The organism is uncultured Pluralibacter sp. (assembly GCF_913775985.1).
Classification (GTDB): Bacteria; Pseudomonadota; Gammaproteobacteria; order Enterobacterales; family Enterobacteriaceae; genus Pluralibacter.
This window is the reverse complement of record NZ_CAJYMB010000157.1, coordinates 1-14,873: the sequence shown is the minus strand read 5'-3', so window position 1 is coordinate 14,873 and position 14,873 is coordinate 1. Positions and strand designations below refer to the sequence as shown.

The following is a 14,873-nucleotide window of genomic DNA, read 5'->3' as shown; positions in this document are numbered from 1 at the left end:
TGGTCAGTGTTTCAGTATCTGCGCCAGACATGCGGCGACCGCGGCGGGATTTTCCCGGTGGGCGTTATGTCCGGCCTGTGGAATGCGGGTGCACGGCGCGTCGAGCGCCTGCGCGAGGGCGATAAATTTCGCGTCGCGATCGCCGCACAGGTAATAAAAAGGATAGTCCCGGACAGCGAGCGCGGGGCGTAAATCCGGTTGTGCAGACAGCGAGGTGGCCATCAGCATTTCCGCCAGAGCAATACCATGATTGCGGCAGCGCAGCGCCACCAGCGCCTGCCGCTGGCTGGGGGTCAGCGAGGCAAAAACCGGCTGCTGATACCAGTCGCTGAAGACGTCATGCAGCGACTCCCGGGCGAAGCGCCTGGCCCAGTGCAGATCGCCTTCGCGACGCTCGCGCCGGGCCTCGTCGCTCGTCAGGCCTGGGTGGCTGCCTTCAACAATCACTCCCTGCAGGCCGTCACGCGGCTGCAGGCTGGCGAAACAGAGGCCGATACGTCCGCCGAGGGAGTAGCCAATCAGCCAGTAATTAACAATGGCGTGCTGCTCCAGGGTTTCCTGAAGCAGCGCCGCCGTATGTTCAAAATCAACGCCCGGCAGCGCCGCCGATGCGCCGTGCCCCGGCAAATCAACATAAAGGCGTGAAAAGTCGTCGAGCCGCTCGCCCACCGCCTGCCATTCCCGGCTGTCGCCGGAGAGCCCGTGCAGGAACACCAGACACGGCAGCGCCGGGTTACCCGCATGCAAGGAAGCGTGCAGGCTCATAGCTGGCTCACCTGCGCCAGCAGCTGCTGGAGCGTCCGCGTGCCGTCAGTTTCGTTAACCGCCAGCTCAACCACGGTAGTCGCAGGCTGACGCCACGCGCCGTTCATCACCTCGTCAAGCTGCTGCCAGCTTTCCGGGCGCCGGTAGCCCAGGCCGAACATCGCCGCCGCGTGCTCAAAATTGACGTTCTGCGGCAAGGTGTAAAAATCCCGGCGCTTGTCCACCGGAGTCGGCAGCAGGGAGAAAATCTGCCCGCCGTTGTTGTTGACGATAAGCAGTACCAGCGGCGCGGAAACCTGGCGCAGCAGGGCCAGGCTGTTGAGATCGTACAGCGCAGAAAGGTCGCCGACGATAGCGAGCGTCGGTCGGGCGCTGCCGCGCTGTGCGCCGGCAGCGGTGGAAATCAGGCCGTCGATGCCGCTGGCGCCGCGGTTGCTGTTGACCGGGTAGCCCGCGGGAAGCTGCGCCAGCGCGTCAATAAGGCGCACCACCATGCTGTTGCCGACGAACAGCTGCCCCTGGTCGGGAAGATAGTCGCCGATGCGGTGCGCCAGCTGAGCCTCGCCGAACGGTTCGCGCTGCGCCCGGACCGCCTGCCGCGCGCCGTCGCAAATCTCCGGTACGATCTGGCTCCAGCTCTGGCGCTTCTCTGCCGGATGCAGATCCAGCCAGCGTTCAATGTCGCACACCAGCCGCCGACCGCGGTGGTGCGCCGGATCGAGACGTCCGGGCAGATTGTCCACCAGCCAGTACTCGTCGGGCTCACAGGCTGCCTGCCACTGCAGGAGGCGCTTACCTGTGAGGCTGCTGCCGAGCTGCACCACAATTTGCGCCTGCGCCAGCTCGCCAACGGCCCGGGCGTTGCCCAGCCACAGATCGGCACAGGGCAGCGGCTGCCCGGTCTGGGACAGCACGTCGCCAATCAGCGGCCAGCCCAGCGTCTGTGCCCATTCCGCCACTTTTTTGCCTGCCGCAGCGCTCATGCGCCCGGCAATAATGACCCCGCGCTTCTGCCGCCAGAAGAACCAGTCCCGCTGCTTAGCGCTTTCGGTGTGCAGCGATTCGCTCAGCCACGGCCTGTCGCTCTGCCACCAGTCGCCCAGCGTCTGCTGCCAGCTCAGGCCGGTGTCGTCCATGTCGCCATACAGCGGCTCGGCGAACGGACAGTTGATGTGCACCGCCCCCGCCTGCTGCCGGGCCAGCGCATTATCAATCGTCGACACCAGCCAGCGGGCCGGAATATCCTGGCTCGGGCGCGGCAGCGAGAGGGTTTGCGACGGATGGGAGGCAAAAATGCCCGGCTGGCGAATGGCCTGATTTGCCCCGCAGTCGATAAGCTCCGGCGGGCGGTCAGCGGTCAGCATAATCAGCTTTTCGCCGGTAAGTCCGGCCTCAATCAGCGCCGGATAGAGATTGGCCACCGCCGTGCCGGAAGTCACAATCACCGCCACCGGCTGACCGCTGGTCTTCGCCAGACCCAGGGCCAGGTGACCAAGGCCCCGCTCGTCAAAATGGGTGTGGTGTATGAAGCTGCGATTGTCGGCCGCCGCCAGCGTCAGCGGCGTCGAACGCGAGCCGGGTGCGATGCAAATATGCTGCACGCCGTGCCGGGTGAGAGCCTCCAGAATGACCGCCGCCCAGCGTCGGTTAAATGCGCTTACTGACATGAGTTCGTCCGAAATCAATTTTGCCAAGAAGTATAATCAACCGCCAAAATCGGGTTTTTGATATACATCGGGATTAGGTGTAGTCACCCACGAATAGGTGTCGTCACTCACCAAAAAGCACGGATCGTAATCCGGCGGCCTTGTGCTCTATCTCCTGCCACTCCTGCTGCGGATCGGAACCGGCGACGATACCGGCGCCGGCATACAGCCGCACCGTACTGTCCGTCACGCTTGCCGAACGCAGGGCCACGCAAAACTCGCTGTTTGCCAGACTCAGGTAGCCTGCCGATCCCGCATACCACTCCCGATCGAAAGGCTCGCCGTCGATGATAAAGCGCCGGGCTTTCTCGCGCGGCAGGCCGGCCACCGCGGCAGTAGGCTGCAGCTGAATGAGACAGCGCCCGTCGTCGGCGCGGTTCAGCACTGCCCGCACGGCGCGGCGCAGGTGTTGCACCTTGCGCAGGCGAATGATTTCCGGCGCGGCAGCCTCAAGCGCGCTAACGTCGTTGCGCAGCCGCTGGCAGATATCCTCCAGCACCAGCAGATTTTCGCGCTGGTTCTTGTCGTCCTGCATTAGCCACTCCGCCAGGCGCGCGGCCTGACGCGAGTCCTGATGATTCGCCACGGTGCCCGCCAGCGCTTCGGTGTCGAGCTCCAAATCCCGCCGCCGCCACAGCCGCTCCGGCGTCGATCCCAGAAAGGCGCGGTGCGGATCGAAAGCCATCATGAAATGATAGCAGTTCAGGTTGTGCCGGCGGCTGGCGGCCATCACCGCGGAGGCGTTCACGGGCTGATTGAATTGCAGGTCGCTGGCGCGCGCCAGTACCACCTTCTCCAGCTCGCCGCGGCCAATCGCCTGGGTTGCCTGCTCGATGAGGTTGCGCCAGCCTTCGTATTCCGGGAGATTGCGCTCGTGCGTCAGGGTTAATTTCAGTGCCGGGAGCGGTACGGAAGGCCGCAGCGCCTCCAGCTGCGCCCGCGCGAGCCGCGCGTCGTCGTGCAGGGAAGTGGCGCTAAAGAGATTCAGGCGCAGAACAACGGCAGCCCTTTCGCGCCGCCACTCCAGGCGCGGCAGAAAAAGCTGCCCGCGCTCCGGCGAAAAGGCGTTTAACCCCCACAGGCGAAGATCCTGGCGAGCCTGCTGCTGTAAAAAGGCGCGGGCTTCCGGCAGCGAATCAAAATGACAGACGGCACCGAGGGCGGCGGCTTCTTCGTTTTCATCGCGGTGTAGCCAGTAAAATTGGGGATACAGCGCCTGGCAGCTGAGCCAGCTCAGGGGATCGAAGTCGTCTTTCAGGGGAACGGAGATGTCGAAGACGCGCAGACCGGGGATATCCGGCACGCCCTGCAGCGAAACCTGCAGAGTCTCCAGCGCGGCGGTGATGAATTGCACGCGAACCTCCCTCGGCAAAAGCCGCACATTATAAAGGGTACTGGCCCTAAAAGGCAGTACCCATAATGAGGAAGATGTTATTTAATGCGGGGGATGGCTCAGCGGCGCGCCAGCAGCAGGCCCAACACCAGGCCGGCGGCGGCACCAATGCCGATACCCTGCCAGGGTTTTTCATGGACGTAGTCGTCAGCGCGGTACACCGCATGCTTGGCGCGGTAGTAATAATTATCCGACGCGCGGCTAACGCGGTCTCTTACGTCGTCAAGCGCCTGCTCGGCGCGCAGCTTAAGCTCGATATATTTTTGATCGGCCGGATCGCCGGATGCGGCAAGGATCTCTTCCAGGGTGTTGCTCAGCAGCGTCAGGTCATCGTCAAAGCGTGATTCATCGTTACGGTATGCCATTTTCATTCTCCGTGTTTAATCCGTAAGCTAACTATAGGCAAACATTCACGATTTTGCTTCGCGCGCCATCCCAATATGCGCAATCCCGTCCTCGTCGTACACTTCGGTGACCGGCACAAAACCAAAATGCGCATAGAAGTGCTGCAAATGAGCCTGGGCGCCGAGATAAATTGCCCGCTGCGGCCAGTGCTGCCGGCAGCTGGCAAGCGCCTGCTCCATCAGCGAATAGCCGAGTTTCTCACCGCGGGCGGACGGGCTGACAATCACTCTGCCGATAACCACGGGCTCAATATCACTGTTGCTTATCAGGATCCTCGCATACGCCACCAGCTCTTCGCCGCGCCAGCCGAGGATGTGGCGGTTCTCGCCCGTCAGGTCATCGCCGTCAATATCCTGGTAAATACAGGCTTGCTCAACCACAAAGACCTCGCTGCGCAGGCGCAGCAGCGTGTAAAGCTGGGCGGCAGTAAGCTGGCTATGGTGAAGGTCGTTCCACTGGATCATGCTGTGCTCCGTTTTATCTTGTAAATCCACCGTGCCGTAGCGGGGGCTTGCCGGAACGGTTGGGGAATAAAGTGTATATCTTAATTCAGCCGGCAGCAGATCGTGACGTTCAAACGTAGCCCACTGATGCAGCTTAGAGAATGACGGTATACTGGTCGTGTTGCAAAGGCCGAGGCTAACGGATTATGGAATTGATTTTTCTGGGAACATCGGCGGGCGTCCCCACCCGCCACCGCAATATGACGTCGATACTGCTCAATTTACAGCAGCCGAACAGCGCGCAGATGTGGCTGTTCGACTGCGGCGAGGGAACCCAGCACCAGTTCCTGCGCACGCCGCATCATCCCGGCAAGCTGGATAAAATCTTTATCACGCACCTGCACGGCGATCATCTGTTTGGCCTGCCGGGCCTGCTGTGCAGCCGCTCGATGCAGGGAAACCCGGCGCCGCTAACGCTGTACGGACCGCCGGGGCTGGGGGAGTTTGTTGAAACCGCCCTGCGCCTGAGCGGTTCGTGGACCGACTACCCGCTGACCATTGAGGAAATTGGCCCCGGAGAGGTATTTGACGACGGGCTTTTCCGGGTTATCGCCTACCCGCTTGAGCATCCGGTCACCTGCTACGGCTACCGCATCGAGCAGCACGATAAGCCCGGCCCGCTGGACGCAGTCCGGCTGCGGGCCGACGGTATCAAGGCCGGTCCGCTGTTTAACCAGCTCAAGCAAGGGCTGACGGTGACGATGCCGGACGGCCAGGTGGTGAACGGCCGGGACTATCTCGGGCCCGCAACGCCGGGCGTGAAGCTGGCAATCTTTGGCGATACCGCGCCCTGCCCGGCGGCGCTGGAGCTGGCCCGGGGCGTGGACATCATGGTGCACGAAACCACCCTTGAGCACGCGATGGCGGAGAAGGCCAACAGCCGGGGCCACTCCACGTCGGTACAGACGGCGGAACTGGCCCGGGAGGCCGGGGTCGGCAGGCTTATCGTGACCCACGTCAGCTCCCGCTACGACTGGCAGGGCTGCCAGCGCCTGCTGGCCGAATGCCGGACGGTATTTCCCCAGTGCGAGCTGGCAGAAGACTTCAGCCGCTTCAGCCTGCGCTGATCTCCCCTTCGCCCCTCCGGCGGGCGCTGCATTTGTAACAACCCGGCCGCGCGCCTGTTGCAAATGCAGCAGTGCCCTGCCCTCCCAGGTTTGCTAATCCCCTAACTTTTAATCGTTTTTTTACCTTACGTCAGTGGCACGCATTATGCTAAGGCTCATATAGCTTTTGGTTATCATTCATTATCACTATTAATAAAATAGTTATATAAAAATTCGATAACCAATGCGCAATGCCAACTTTTGACCTGCATAAAACGGGGAATGCCATGTCCAGCTCAGATTCAGTATATCAGCCGATTCAGTTTGCCTATTGGGTACCCAATGTATCCGGTGGATTAGTGATCAGTAATATTCCCCAGCGGACCAGCTGGGATATCGACTACAACCGCAAGCTGGCGCAGATAGCCGAGCGCGCCGGGTTTGACTATGCCCTGACCCAGATCCGCTTCACCGCAGGCTACGGCGCCGATAACCAGCATGAATCCGTGTCCTTTTCCCAGGCGCTTCTGGCGTCAACGGAGAAGCTCAACGTGATCGCCGCGCTGCTTCCCGGCCCGTGGAACCCGACGCTTGCCGCCAAACAGATTGCCACCATCAGCCACCTGTACGGCCCGCGGATCGCGGTCAACATCGTCAGCGGCTGGTTCCGGGGGGAGTTCAAGGCTATCGGCGAGCCGTGGCTGGATCATGAAGAGCGCTACCTGCGCTCGGAGGAGTTTATCCGCTGCCTGAAAGGGATCTGGTCGGAATCCAGCTTCACCTTTGCCGGCGACTTCTACCGCTTCCGCGACTATTCGCTCAAGCCCAAACCGCTCTCGCCGCTGCCGGAAATTTTCCAGGGCGGCAGCTCGCGGGCGGCAAGAGACATGGCCTCCCGGGTATCCGACTGGTACTTCACCAACGGCGGCTCGCTGGAGAATATCCGCACGCAGGTAGAGGATATCCACCATAAATCGGCGCAGAACCAGCACAAGGTCAAAATTGGCGTCAACGGTTTTGTTATAGCCCGCAGCAGCGAAGAGGAAGCACAGGCGGTGCTGCAGGAAATTATTGATAATGCTAATCCGGACGCCGTTAAGGGTTTCCAGCACGAGGTGAAAAATGCCGGCAGCGCCTCCCCTGAAGGTGAAGGTAACTGGGCAAAGTCGACATTTGAGGATCTGGTTCAGTACAACGACGGATTTAAAACCAATCTGATCGGCACCCCGCAGCAGATCGCCGAACGGATTGTCGCGCTTAAGCTGGCAGGCGTCGATCTGCTGCTGCTGGCGTTCCTGCACTTCCAGGAAGAGGTGGAGTACTTCGGCCGGGAAATTATTCCTCTGGTGCGCGAGCTGGAGCAGCAGGCACAGTCCGCGGCTGCGGCTGCGAGCTGAATCCCGGGAGCCGCTCATGACCGTATTCGATAGCTCTTTAACTACTCTCCGACAGGCGGTTGCCGCGGGCTGGAGCGCCGAGGAAGACAGCACCAGCGCTCGCGGCCTGACGCTGACGCTGTCGGGCATCTCCCTCGCCTTTGGCGGCGTCAGCGCCCTTACGGACGTTTCGCTCCAGGCGGGCCCTTCCCAGCTGCTGTCGATTATTGGCCCGAACGGCGCGGGTAAAAGCACGCTGCTGAATGTGATTGCCGGGCTGTACCGGCGCAGATAAGCAGGAACTCTGCGAGCTGATCCGCGCGGTTCGCCGCCATTTTGGCACCACGATTGTGCTGATCGAGCACGATATCGGCGTGGTAATGGCGCTGTCAGACCGTATTACGGTTCTGGAGTACGGGCGCGCGATAGCGTCGGGTACGCCCGACGTTATCCGCCGGGATCCGGCGGTTATTGCCGCCTATCTCGGTACTGCCTCTCCCCGGACGGAGGACGCATAATGGATATCGACTGGCCGTTTTTCTTTGAAGTGCTGATCGGCGGCCTGCTCTCCGGGGTGATGTACTCCCTGGTCGCGCTGGGCTTCGTGCTGGTGTACAAAAGTTCGGGCGTCTTTAACTTCGCTCAGGGGTCGATGCTGCTGTTCGCTGCCCTGACCTTCGTCTGCCTGCTGGAACGCGGCTGGCCAGCCTGGATTGTGGTGCTGGTGGCTCTCGCCGCGGTTTCGCTACTGGGCATGCTGATCGAATATTCCGTTCTGCGCCCGCTGGTTAACCAGCCGCCGATTATTCTGTTTGTCGCCACGCTCGGGGTGTCCTACATCATTGAAGGTGCCGCTCAGCTGATGTGGGGCACTCAGGTTCACGCCCTGGATTTGGGCATTGACGATACCCCTTTTGAAATAGGCGGGGTGCTGATAAGCCAGTTCGATCTGTTCGCGGCCGGTGCCGCCGGCCTGCTGGTTCTGCTGCTGAGCCTGTTCTTTCGCTATACCCATACCGGGCTGGCCTTTCGCGCCGTTGCTGATGATGCGTTTGCCGGCCTTGCCGTCGGGCTCAATATTGGCCGCCTGTGGGCAGTAGTGTGGGCCGCGGCCGGCGTCGTGGCGCTGGTGGCTGGCCTGCTGTGGGGAGCCAGACTCGGGGTGCAGTTTTCGCTCTCGCTGGTGGTGCTCAAGGCCCTGCCGGTGCTGGTGCTGGGCGGATTCGACTCCATTATCGGCGCCATTGTGGCCGGTCTGCTGGTGGGCGCAATTGAGAAACTCGGCTCAGTCTACCTTGGCCCGCTGCTGGGAGGCGGAATCGACAGCTGGATTGCCTATGCGGCGGTACTGCTGTTCCTGCTGATCTGCCCGTCCGGGCTGTTTGGATCCCGTCGGCTGGCGAGGCTGTAATGATGACTACGCTCCCTGCGGCCCCGCGCCGCGCATTCCTGAAGGGCCTTAATTCCACGCGGCTGCTCCTGCCCGGCGCTGCGTTTATTCTGCTGCCGTGGCTCGGCAATGAATATCTGTTTGATGCGGTGCTGACGCCGTTTCTGATCCTCTCTCTGGCCGCGCTGGGTCTGAACGTGCTTGCGGGCTATACCGGACAGATTTCGCTCGGCAGCGCGGCCTTTATGGCCGCCGGCGCCTATACCGCCCTCAACCTGATAAGCCGGCTTCCGTTTCTACCGTTGCCCATCGTGCTGCTGCTGGCGGGAACCGTCAGCGCGGCGATCGGGCTAATTTTTGGCCTACCCAGCCTGCGGCTCAGCAGCTTTTATCTGGCAATCTCGACCCTCGCGCCGCAGTTTTTTATTCAGTGGATGCTGAATAATTTTGGCTGGTTTTCACTTAACAGCGCCTCGGGCGTCGTGTCGCTGGCACCGCTGCAGTTCGGAGGCTGGGTTATCGACAGCGCCGTACGCCGCTATCTGTTTACCCTCACCGTAGTGAGCCTGCTCACCTGGCTGGTGGTGCGGGTCGTGCGCGGCTCCACGGGGCGAAATTTTATCTCGGTGCGCGATAATCCGCTGGCGGCGAAAGTGATTGGCGTACCGGTGGCGTACACGCAAATGCTCGCCTTCGGCTTCTCCTCGTTCATCATCGGCATCGCCGGCGTGCTGTGGTCATTCGCCTACCTGCGCAATATCGAGCCGGCCGGATTTGACCTTGCGCAATCGTTCCAGCTGCTGTTCATCATTATTATCGGCGGGCTGGGCACCGTGCGCGGCGCCTATCTTGGCGCAGCGCTGCTGACGCTGTTTCCGCTGCTGCTCTCCCGGGTCGGCTCGTGGCTGCTGGGGGATCACGTTGACTCCGGTGTGCTGGAGCTGGTGCAAAACATCATCGTCGGCGTGCTGCTCATCGCTTTTCTGATCGCCGAGCCGAAGGGCCTGGCGGCGCTTACCGGGCGCCTGTATGCCCGCTTTACCGCCGGGAGAAAACACCGTGCCTGATGCATCTCCACTGCTTGACGTCACCGACCTCAGCGCCCGCTACCAGCGGCACATTGTGGCCCTGGAAACCCTAAGCCTGTATGTGAATGAAGGCGAAATCGTGGCCCTGCTGGGACGCAACGGCGCGGGGAAATCTACCGCGCTGCAGGCCATTGCCCGCCTGCTGCCCGCCCGGCGCGGAGAGGTTACTGCCGGGCGGGTGCGGTGGGCGGCAGAAGATATCACCACTGCGACGCCCCACGGGCTGGTGCGCCGGGGGATCGCCTCGGTTCTGGAGGGGCGGCACTGTTTTACCTCACTGACTGTTGAAGAAAATTTGATCGCCGGCACGCTGGCGCATCCCCTGTCCCGGCGGGAGCTTCGCCTGCGGCTGGAGGAGATCTACCACATTTTTCCCCGCCTGAAAGATAAGTGCCGACTCGCTGCGGGGCTGGCTTCCGGCGGCGAGCAGCAGATGGTTGCCATTGGGCGGGCGCTGATGGCGAAACCCCGGCTTCTGCTGCTGGATGAACCCTCAATGGGACTGGCGCCGAAAATGGTAGAGGAGATTTTTACCGTTCTACGCCAGCTCAACCAACAGCACGCGCTGTCGATTCTGGTGGCAGAGCAAAATTCCAGCATCGCATTACGCCATGCACATCGGGCCTACGTGCTGGATAGCGGCCGCGTGGCGCTGTCCGGCAGCGCCGCGGCGTTAAGCCAGCAGGAGGACATCCAAAAAATCTATCTGGGCTTCGCGGCATAACTTTTCTGACAGGAGATATCACTATGAGCACCACGCAATCCGCTGTAGAAAAAGCGCCGCAGGGCGTACCGGGGTATCCGAAACCCGCCGAGCCGGCGCACATTATTACCAGCGACGAAGAAGCGATTCGCGTTGCGCAAGCGCTGGCGGCGCAGTTTGCGGTTAACGCCGCCGAACGCGATCGCCACCGCACGCTGCCCATCGCCGAGCTGGACGCTTTTTCACAAAGCGGGCTGTGGTCGCTCAACGTGCCCCGCCGCTTCGGCGGCCCGGAAGTGTCTTACGCCACGCTGGCCCGGGTCGTGCAGACCATCGCAGCAGCAGATCCGTCTATCGCGCAAATTTCCCAGAACCATCTGGCGATAGTGGCGGCTATCCGCACGGTCAGCGATGAGGCGCAGCAGAAAACGCTGTTCGATTTAGTACTCGGCGGGGCGCGCTTCGGTAATGCCTTCTCTGAATTTGGCAGCCGGCGGGCAGCGGATTTCGAAACCCGCCTGCGGGACAAGGGCGATCACGTGCTGGTCAACGGGAAGAAGTTTTACGCCAGCGGCGCGCTGCTGGCGCATCTGGTACCGATTGTGGCTCTGGACGATAAGGGCCGCCCCTGGTACGCCATCGCCGAACGTGATGCGCCGGGGTTAACGGTGATTGACGACTGGTCCTCCTTCGGACAGCGCACTACCGCCAGCGGTACCGTGCTGCTGGACAATGTCCGGGTGGAAAAAAGCCATCTGGTACCCGGTTACAAGGGTTATGAAACCCCCAGTGCCGACGGCGCTATCTCCCAGATTATCCAGGTCGCCGTGGATACCGGCATTGCCGAGGCGGCAATTGCCGACACCATTACCTTCGTACGTGAAAAGTCCCGTCCGTGGGTGGACAGCGGCCTGGAAAGCGCCAGTCAGGATCCCTATACCATTCAGCGGATTGGCGATCTGACGCTGCGGCTGCATGCCGCCGAGGCGCTGCAGGAAAGGGCCGGCCTGCTGATCGACAGGGCCGTCGCGCAGGCCACCACTGACAATGTGGTAAAGGCCCAGCTGGCGGTGGCGGAAGCCAAAATACTGAGTACCGAAATAGCCATTGAGGCCACTAACCGGCTGTTCGAACTGGCGGGCACCCGATCCACGCTTGCCAACAATAATCTGGACAGGCACTGGCGCAACGCCCGCACCCACACGCTGCACGATCCGGTGCGCTGGAAGTACGCCATTCTGGGCAACTATGCCTTAAACGGCGTGAACCCGCCGCAGCACGCCTGGAACTGACGCAGCGGCAACAATAATAATTTAATTAATGACAGGGGATAGAGATGGTCAAAATGAGCGTGCGTTTTATCGTCGGGCTGTTTCTGCTGGCGGCGCAGCTGACGCTGGGAGCCAGAGCGGATGAGCAGTATTTTCCGCTGCAGAGTTATCGGGTGGGACCCTATGCGGCAGCCGGCAGCGGATTTTTCGGCGGCTTTATTGATTACCTGACGCTAATAAACCAGCGCGACGGCGGGGTTAACGGCGTCAAGCTGACCTGGGACGAGTGCGAAACCCAGTACGAGGTAGAGCGCGGCGTGGAATGCTACAAGCGGCAAAAAAGCCGTCCCGGCGTTGCCGCCTGGAATCCCCTTTCCGTCGGTATTGCTTATGCGATGATTGATGACGTGACCCGTGATAAAACGCCGCTGGTCACTATCGATCACGGCAGAACCGACTCCACCGACGGCCGGGTTTTCCCTTACGTCTTCCCGCTTCTGCTCAATCCCTATAGCGAAACCTCCGGGATCGTGACCTTTATTGGCAGCCGGGTCGGCGGGCTTGAAAAGCTCAAAGGGAAAAAGATTATCGTGCTGTACCACGGTTCGCCCTATGGCAGAGAAACTATCCCTATCTACGAGCTGCTGGCGAAGAAGTATGGCTTTACGCTGCAGCAAATTGAAGTTCCGCATCCCGGCAATGAGCAGCAGTCCCAGTGGCTGACCATCCGCCGGGCCAAACCGGATTTCGTGGTGCTGCGCGGTTTTGGGGTAATGAACCCGGTGGCGCTAAAAACCGCTCAGAAAGTTGGCTATCCGGCAGAAAAAATTATCGGTAACGTCTGGTCAAACTCGGAAGAGGACGTTATCCCGGCCGGCAGCGCCGCGAAGGGCTATATCGCCCTGACGACGCAGGCATCGGGCGCGGTCTATCCGGTGGTGAAGGAGATTATTGATAAGGTATACGGGGCGAACAAGGGGAATCTGCAGGACAGAAAGCGTATCGGCAGCGTGTATCACAATCTCGGGATCGTTAACGGTATTCTCAACGTTGAAGCTATCCGCATCGCGCAGGAAAAATTCGGCCACCGTACGCTGACCGGCGATGAGATCCGCTGGGGCTTCGAGCATCTGCGTCTCGATCCTGCCCGCGTTGAAGCGCTTGGCGCAAAAGGATTGTTCCACTCGATTAATGTCACCTGCGAGGATCACGAAGGCCAGGGCCGGGTCACTTTCCAGCAGTGGGACGGCCAGCACTGGAAGGTTATCAGCGACTGGATTGCGCCGGACTGGGCGCTGCTGCGTCCGATTATCGAGAAATCCGCTAACGCCTACGCACAACAAAACAAGATAACGCCGCGTACCTGTCAGGACGACAGCTAGCCTGTTTACACTCCGCACAATAAAAAAACCGCCGGGTTAAATCGGCGGTTTTTTCATTTCAGAACTTACGTTTACATCGCCGGCAGCGCCAGCTGTACGATATCGATAAGCGGCTGAGGCCAGATACCCAGCACCAGCACCAGCAGAGCGGAAATCAGCACCACAATGCCGCCCGCGCTGTACTGCCAGTTAGACGGCGCATCGCGGTTGAGCTGCTGCGGGGCGCTGAGGTACAGGCTCACGGCTACGCGCAGGTAGTAGTAAAGGCCGATCGCCGAACCTGCTACCACGGCACCGGTCAGCCACCACAGATGCGCGTGGACGCCCACCGCCAGCACGTAGAACTTGCCGATAAAGCCCAGCGTCATCGGGATACCCGCCAGAGAGAGCATCATCACCGTCATCACTGCCGACAGGATCGGGCGATGCCAGAACAGACCGCGGTAGGAGAACAGCGAGTCTGCGTCCGGGCCGCGGTACGGGCTGGACATCAGGCTCACCACGCCGAAGGCGCCGAGGCTGCTGAACAGATAACCGGCCAGGTAGACGCCTACCGCTTCCATCGACATTTCGCCGCTGTGCAGCGCAATCAGCGCCACCAGCAGATAGCCGAGATGCGATACGGAAGAGTAGCCGAGCAGACGCTTGATGTTGGTCTGGCTCAGCGCCATCAGGTTACCGAAAATGATGGAGGCAAAGGCAATCACGCCCAGCACGGTGCGCACCGCTTCGCTGTCGCCAACCGGGGCGTACAGGAACAGGCGCATCACCACGCCAAAGATGGCGATTTTGCTCGCGGTGGCCAGGAAGGTCGATACCGGCGCAGGCGCGCCCTGGTAGACATCCGGCGTCCACAGGTGGAACGGCACCAGCGAGAGTTTAAAGCCCAGGCCCACGATCATCATGCCCAGCCCAACCAGCAGCAGCGGCTCGTGCAGCATGTTGTCAGACAGCGCTTTACCCAGCGCGGTAAACGACAGGCTGCCGGAGTCAGCATACACCAGCGCCATACCGAACAGCAGGAAGGACGAAGCCGCTGCCGAAAGGATGGTGTACTTGATGCTGGCTTCCAGCGAGCGCTTCTGCCGGTAGGCGTAGCCAATCAGGCCGAACAACGGAAGCGAGATCAGTTCAATGCCGAGGAACAGCGACGCCAGATGGTTGGCATTCGCCAGCAGAATACCGCCGAGAGCGGCAATCAGCACCAGCAGATAGAACTCATCTTTGTTGTCGTAATAGCCTTCAAGCCACGGGTAAGCGAAGGTGCAGGTGGCAAGACTTGCCAGCAGCACCAGCCCGGTATAAAGCATGGCGTAGCCGTCAACCCGCATCAGCGGGGTAACGTCCATCGCGCCGGCCTGGCCAACGAACCACAGCGACAGCAGCGCGAGGTTGAGGCCAATAACCGACAGCGTGGCATTGGTAAAGTGATTGCGTCGCCACGCAATGGAGAGCATCACAACCACCACCGTCAAGCCGACGATCAGCAGCGGTAGCAGTGCGATCAGTTGTTGTGGAGTTATTGTCATGGCGATTTACGGCCTTGTAGTAGAAACGGAATTAACAAACCACTGCTGAATATTGCTCATCGCAGCGTGGGAGGTATCCAGAATCGGCTGCGGGAAGAACCCGAGCAGAACCAGCAGAACCACCAGCAGCAGGACGATAGACAGCTCGCGCAGCGACATCCCCGGCAGCTCTTTCGCCGCGATTTCGCTTTTCGCTTTACCGAAGTAAGCGCGGTGCAACATCGCCAGCGAGTAGACCGAGGCAAAGACCAGACCGAAGGTGGAGATAACGGTAATGGTCGGCACCACTTTATAGCTGCCGAACAGAATCATGAAT

Annotated in this window: 15 protein-coding genes and 1 pseudogene; 9 read left to right on the top strand and 7 right to left on the bottom strand. The window is 60.8% G+C overall.

Annotated features, from left to right (window positions below; translation table 11 throughout):
- Window positions 1-3 precede the first annotated feature (3 nt).
- The 5 genes from menH to QZ766_RS22480 all read right to left on the bottom strand — a co-directional run bounded on the left by menH (window position 4) and on the right by QZ766_RS22480 (window position 4,733).
- Complete coding sequence (gene menH, locus QZ766_RS22500; RefSeq protein ID WP_297207560.1) at window positions 4-765, bottom strand: 2-succinyl-6-hydroxy-2,4-cyclohexadiene-1-carboxylate synthase; 762 nt, start codon at window positions 763-765, stop codon at window positions 4-6.
- Window positions 762-2,432 carry a 2-succinyl-5-enolpyruvyl-6-hydroxy-3-cyclohexene-1-carboxylic-acid synthase gene (gene menD / locus QZ766_RS22495; protein WP_297207558.1) on the bottom strand — a complete coding sequence of 557 codons (1,671 nt, stop codon included), beginning with the start codon at window positions 2,430-2,432 and terminating at the stop codon, window positions 762-764. The genes menH and menD overlap by 4 nt, the downstream gene beginning before the upstream one ends.
- A 103-nt stretch (window positions 2,433-2,535) precedes the next feature.
- Entirely contained in the window at window positions 2,536-3,825 is a 1,290-nt protein-coding gene (gene menF, locus QZ766_RS22490; protein WP_297207555.1) for an isochorismate synthase MenF, read from the bottom strand.
- Window positions 3,826-3,923: 98 nt separating this feature from the next.
- Window positions 3,924-4,229: a stress response protein ElaB gene (gene elaB, locus QZ766_RS22485; protein WP_297207552.1), complete on the bottom strand. Its 306-nt coding sequence runs from the start codon at window positions 4,227-4,229 to the stop codon at window positions 3,924-3,926.
- Window positions 4,230-4,274: 45 nt separating this feature from the next.
- Window positions 4,275-4,733 (bottom strand): GNAT family N-acetyltransferase, encoded by a 459-nt coding sequence (locus QZ766_RS22480; RefSeq protein ID WP_297207549.1) that lies wholly within the window; start codon window positions 4,731-4,733, stop codon window positions 4,275-4,277.
- A 185-nt stretch (window positions 4,734-4,918) separates the two neighbouring features.
- Between QZ766_RS22480 and rnz the strand changes: the two genes are divergently transcribed.
- The 9 genes from rnz (at window position 4,919) to QZ766_RS22435 (ending at window position 13,028) form a co-directional block, all read left to right on the top strand.
- A complete protein-coding gene (gene rnz / locus QZ766_RS22475; RefSeq protein ID WP_297207548.1) occupies window positions 4,919-5,839 on the top strand; it encodes a ribonuclease Z in 921 nt (306 codons plus the stop codon).
- Between the two features lie 266 nt (window positions 5,840-6,105).
- A complete protein-coding gene (sfnG, locus tag QZ766_RS22470) occupies window positions 6,106-7,215 on the top strand; it encodes a dimethylsulfone monooxygenase SfnG (RefSeq protein ID WP_297207546.1) in 1,110 nt (369 codons plus the stop codon).
- A 16-nt stretch (window positions 7,216-7,231) separates the two neighbouring features.
- Window positions 7,232-7,489: an ATP-binding cassette domain-containing protein gene (locus tag QZ766_RS22465; protein ID WP_297207543.1), complete on the top strand. Its 258-nt coding sequence runs from the start codon at window positions 7,232-7,234 to the stop codon at window positions 7,487-7,489.
- Window positions 7,464-7,712 (top strand): hypothetical protein, encoded by a 249-nt coding sequence (locus tag QZ766_RS22460; RefSeq protein WP_297207541.1) that lies wholly within the window; start codon window positions 7,464-7,466, stop codon window positions 7,710-7,712. The genes QZ766_RS22465 and QZ766_RS22460 overlap by 26 nt, the downstream gene beginning before the upstream one ends.
- On the top strand, window positions 7,712-8,605 hold the full coding sequence (locus tag QZ766_RS22455) for a branched-chain amino acid ABC transporter permease (protein ID WP_297207538.1): 894 nt from the start codon (window positions 7,712-7,714) through the stop codon (window positions 8,603-8,605). Before QZ766_RS22460 ends, QZ766_RS22455 begins: the two co-directional genes overlap by 1 nt.
- Entirely contained in the window at window positions 8,605-9,651 is a 1,047-nt protein-coding gene (locus tag QZ766_RS22450; RefSeq protein ID WP_297207536.1) for a branched-chain amino acid ABC transporter permease, read from the top strand. Before QZ766_RS22455 ends, QZ766_RS22450 begins: the two co-directional genes overlap by 1 nt.
- Window positions 9,644-10,396, top strand: coding sequence for an ABC transporter ATP-binding protein (locus tag QZ766_RS22445; RefSeq protein ID WP_297207534.1), 753 nt, complete (start codon window positions 9,644-9,646; stop codon window positions 10,394-10,396). The genes QZ766_RS22450 and QZ766_RS22445 overlap by 8 nt, the downstream gene beginning before the upstream one ends.
- 23 nt (window positions 10,397-10,419) lie before the next feature.
- On the top strand, window positions 10,420-11,667 hold the full coding sequence (locus tag QZ766_RS22440; RefSeq protein WP_297207532.1) for an SfnB family sulfur acquisition oxidoreductase: 1,248 nt from the start codon (window positions 10,420-10,422) through the stop codon (window positions 11,665-11,667).
- Between the two features lie 44 nt (window positions 11,668-11,711).
- Window positions 11,712-13,028: an ABC transporter substrate-binding protein gene (locus QZ766_RS22435; protein ID WP_297207530.1), complete on the top strand. Its 1,317-nt coding sequence runs from the start codon at window positions 11,712-11,714 to the stop codon at window positions 13,026-13,028.
- A 71-nt stretch (window positions 13,029-13,099) separates the two neighbouring features.
- Here QZ766_RS22435 and nuoN read toward each other — a convergent pair whose 3' ends face one another.
- Both nuoN and QZ766_RS22425 read right to left on the bottom strand, forming a co-directional pair.
- A complete protein-coding gene (gene nuoN / locus QZ766_RS22430; protein ID WP_297207528.1) occupies window positions 13,100-14,557 on the bottom strand; it encodes an NADH-quinone oxidoreductase subunit NuoN in 1,458 nt (485 codons plus the stop codon).
- Between the two features lie 6 nt (window positions 14,558-14,563).
- A pseudogene (locus QZ766_RS22425) lies at window positions 14,564-14,873 on the bottom strand (NADH-quinone oxidoreductase subunit M); the annotation flags it as partial.

What these genes read in the sequence shown, in the direction of transcription:
- menH (WP_297207560.1), bottom strand. Translation starts at nt 765, where the DNA reads ATGAGCCTGCACGCTTCCTTGCATGCGGGTAACCCGGCGCTGCCGTGT.
- menD (WP_297207558.1), bottom strand. Translation starts at nt 2,432, where the DNA reads ATGTCAGTAAGCGCATTTAACCGACGCTGGGCGGCGGTCATTCTGGAG.
- elaB (WP_297207552.1), bottom strand. Translation starts at nt 4,229, where the DNA reads ATGGCATACCGTAACGATGAATCACGCTTTGACGATGACCTGACGCTG.
- QZ766_RS22480 (WP_297207549.1), bottom strand. Translation starts at nt 4,733, where the DNA reads ATGATCCAGTGGAACGACCTTCACCATAGCCAGCTTACTGCCGCCCAG.
- rnz (WP_297207548.1), top strand. Translation starts at nt 4,919, where the DNA reads ATGGAATTGATTTTTCTGGGAACATCGGCGGGCGTCCCCACCCGCCAC.
- sfnG (WP_297207546.1), top strand. Translation starts at nt 6,106, where the DNA reads ATGTCCAGCTCAGATTCAGTATATCAGCCGATTCAGTTTGCCTATTGG.
- QZ766_RS22465 (WP_297207543.1), top strand. Translation starts at nt 7,232, where the DNA reads ATGACCGTATTCGATAGCTCTTTAACTACTCTCCGACAGGCGGTTGCC.
- QZ766_RS22455 (WP_297207538.1), top strand. Translation starts at nt 7,712, where the DNA reads ATGGATATCGACTGGCCGTTTTTCTTTGAAGTGCTGATCGGCGGCCTG.
- QZ766_RS22450 (WP_297207536.1), top strand. Translation starts at nt 8,605, where the DNA reads ATGATGACTACGCTCCCTGCGGCCCCGCGCCGCGCATTCCTGAAGGGC.
- QZ766_RS22440 (WP_297207532.1), top strand. Translation starts at nt 10,420, where the DNA reads ATGAGCACCACGCAATCCGCTGTAGAAAAAGCGCCGCAGGGCGTACCG.
- QZ766_RS22435 (WP_297207530.1), top strand. Translation starts at nt 11,712, where the DNA reads ATGGTCAAAATGAGCGTGCGTTTTATCGTCGGGCTGTTTCTGCTGGCG.
- nuoN (WP_297207528.1), bottom strand. Translation starts at nt 14,557, where the DNA reads ATGACAATAACTCCACAACAACTGATCGCACTGCTACCGCTGCTGATC.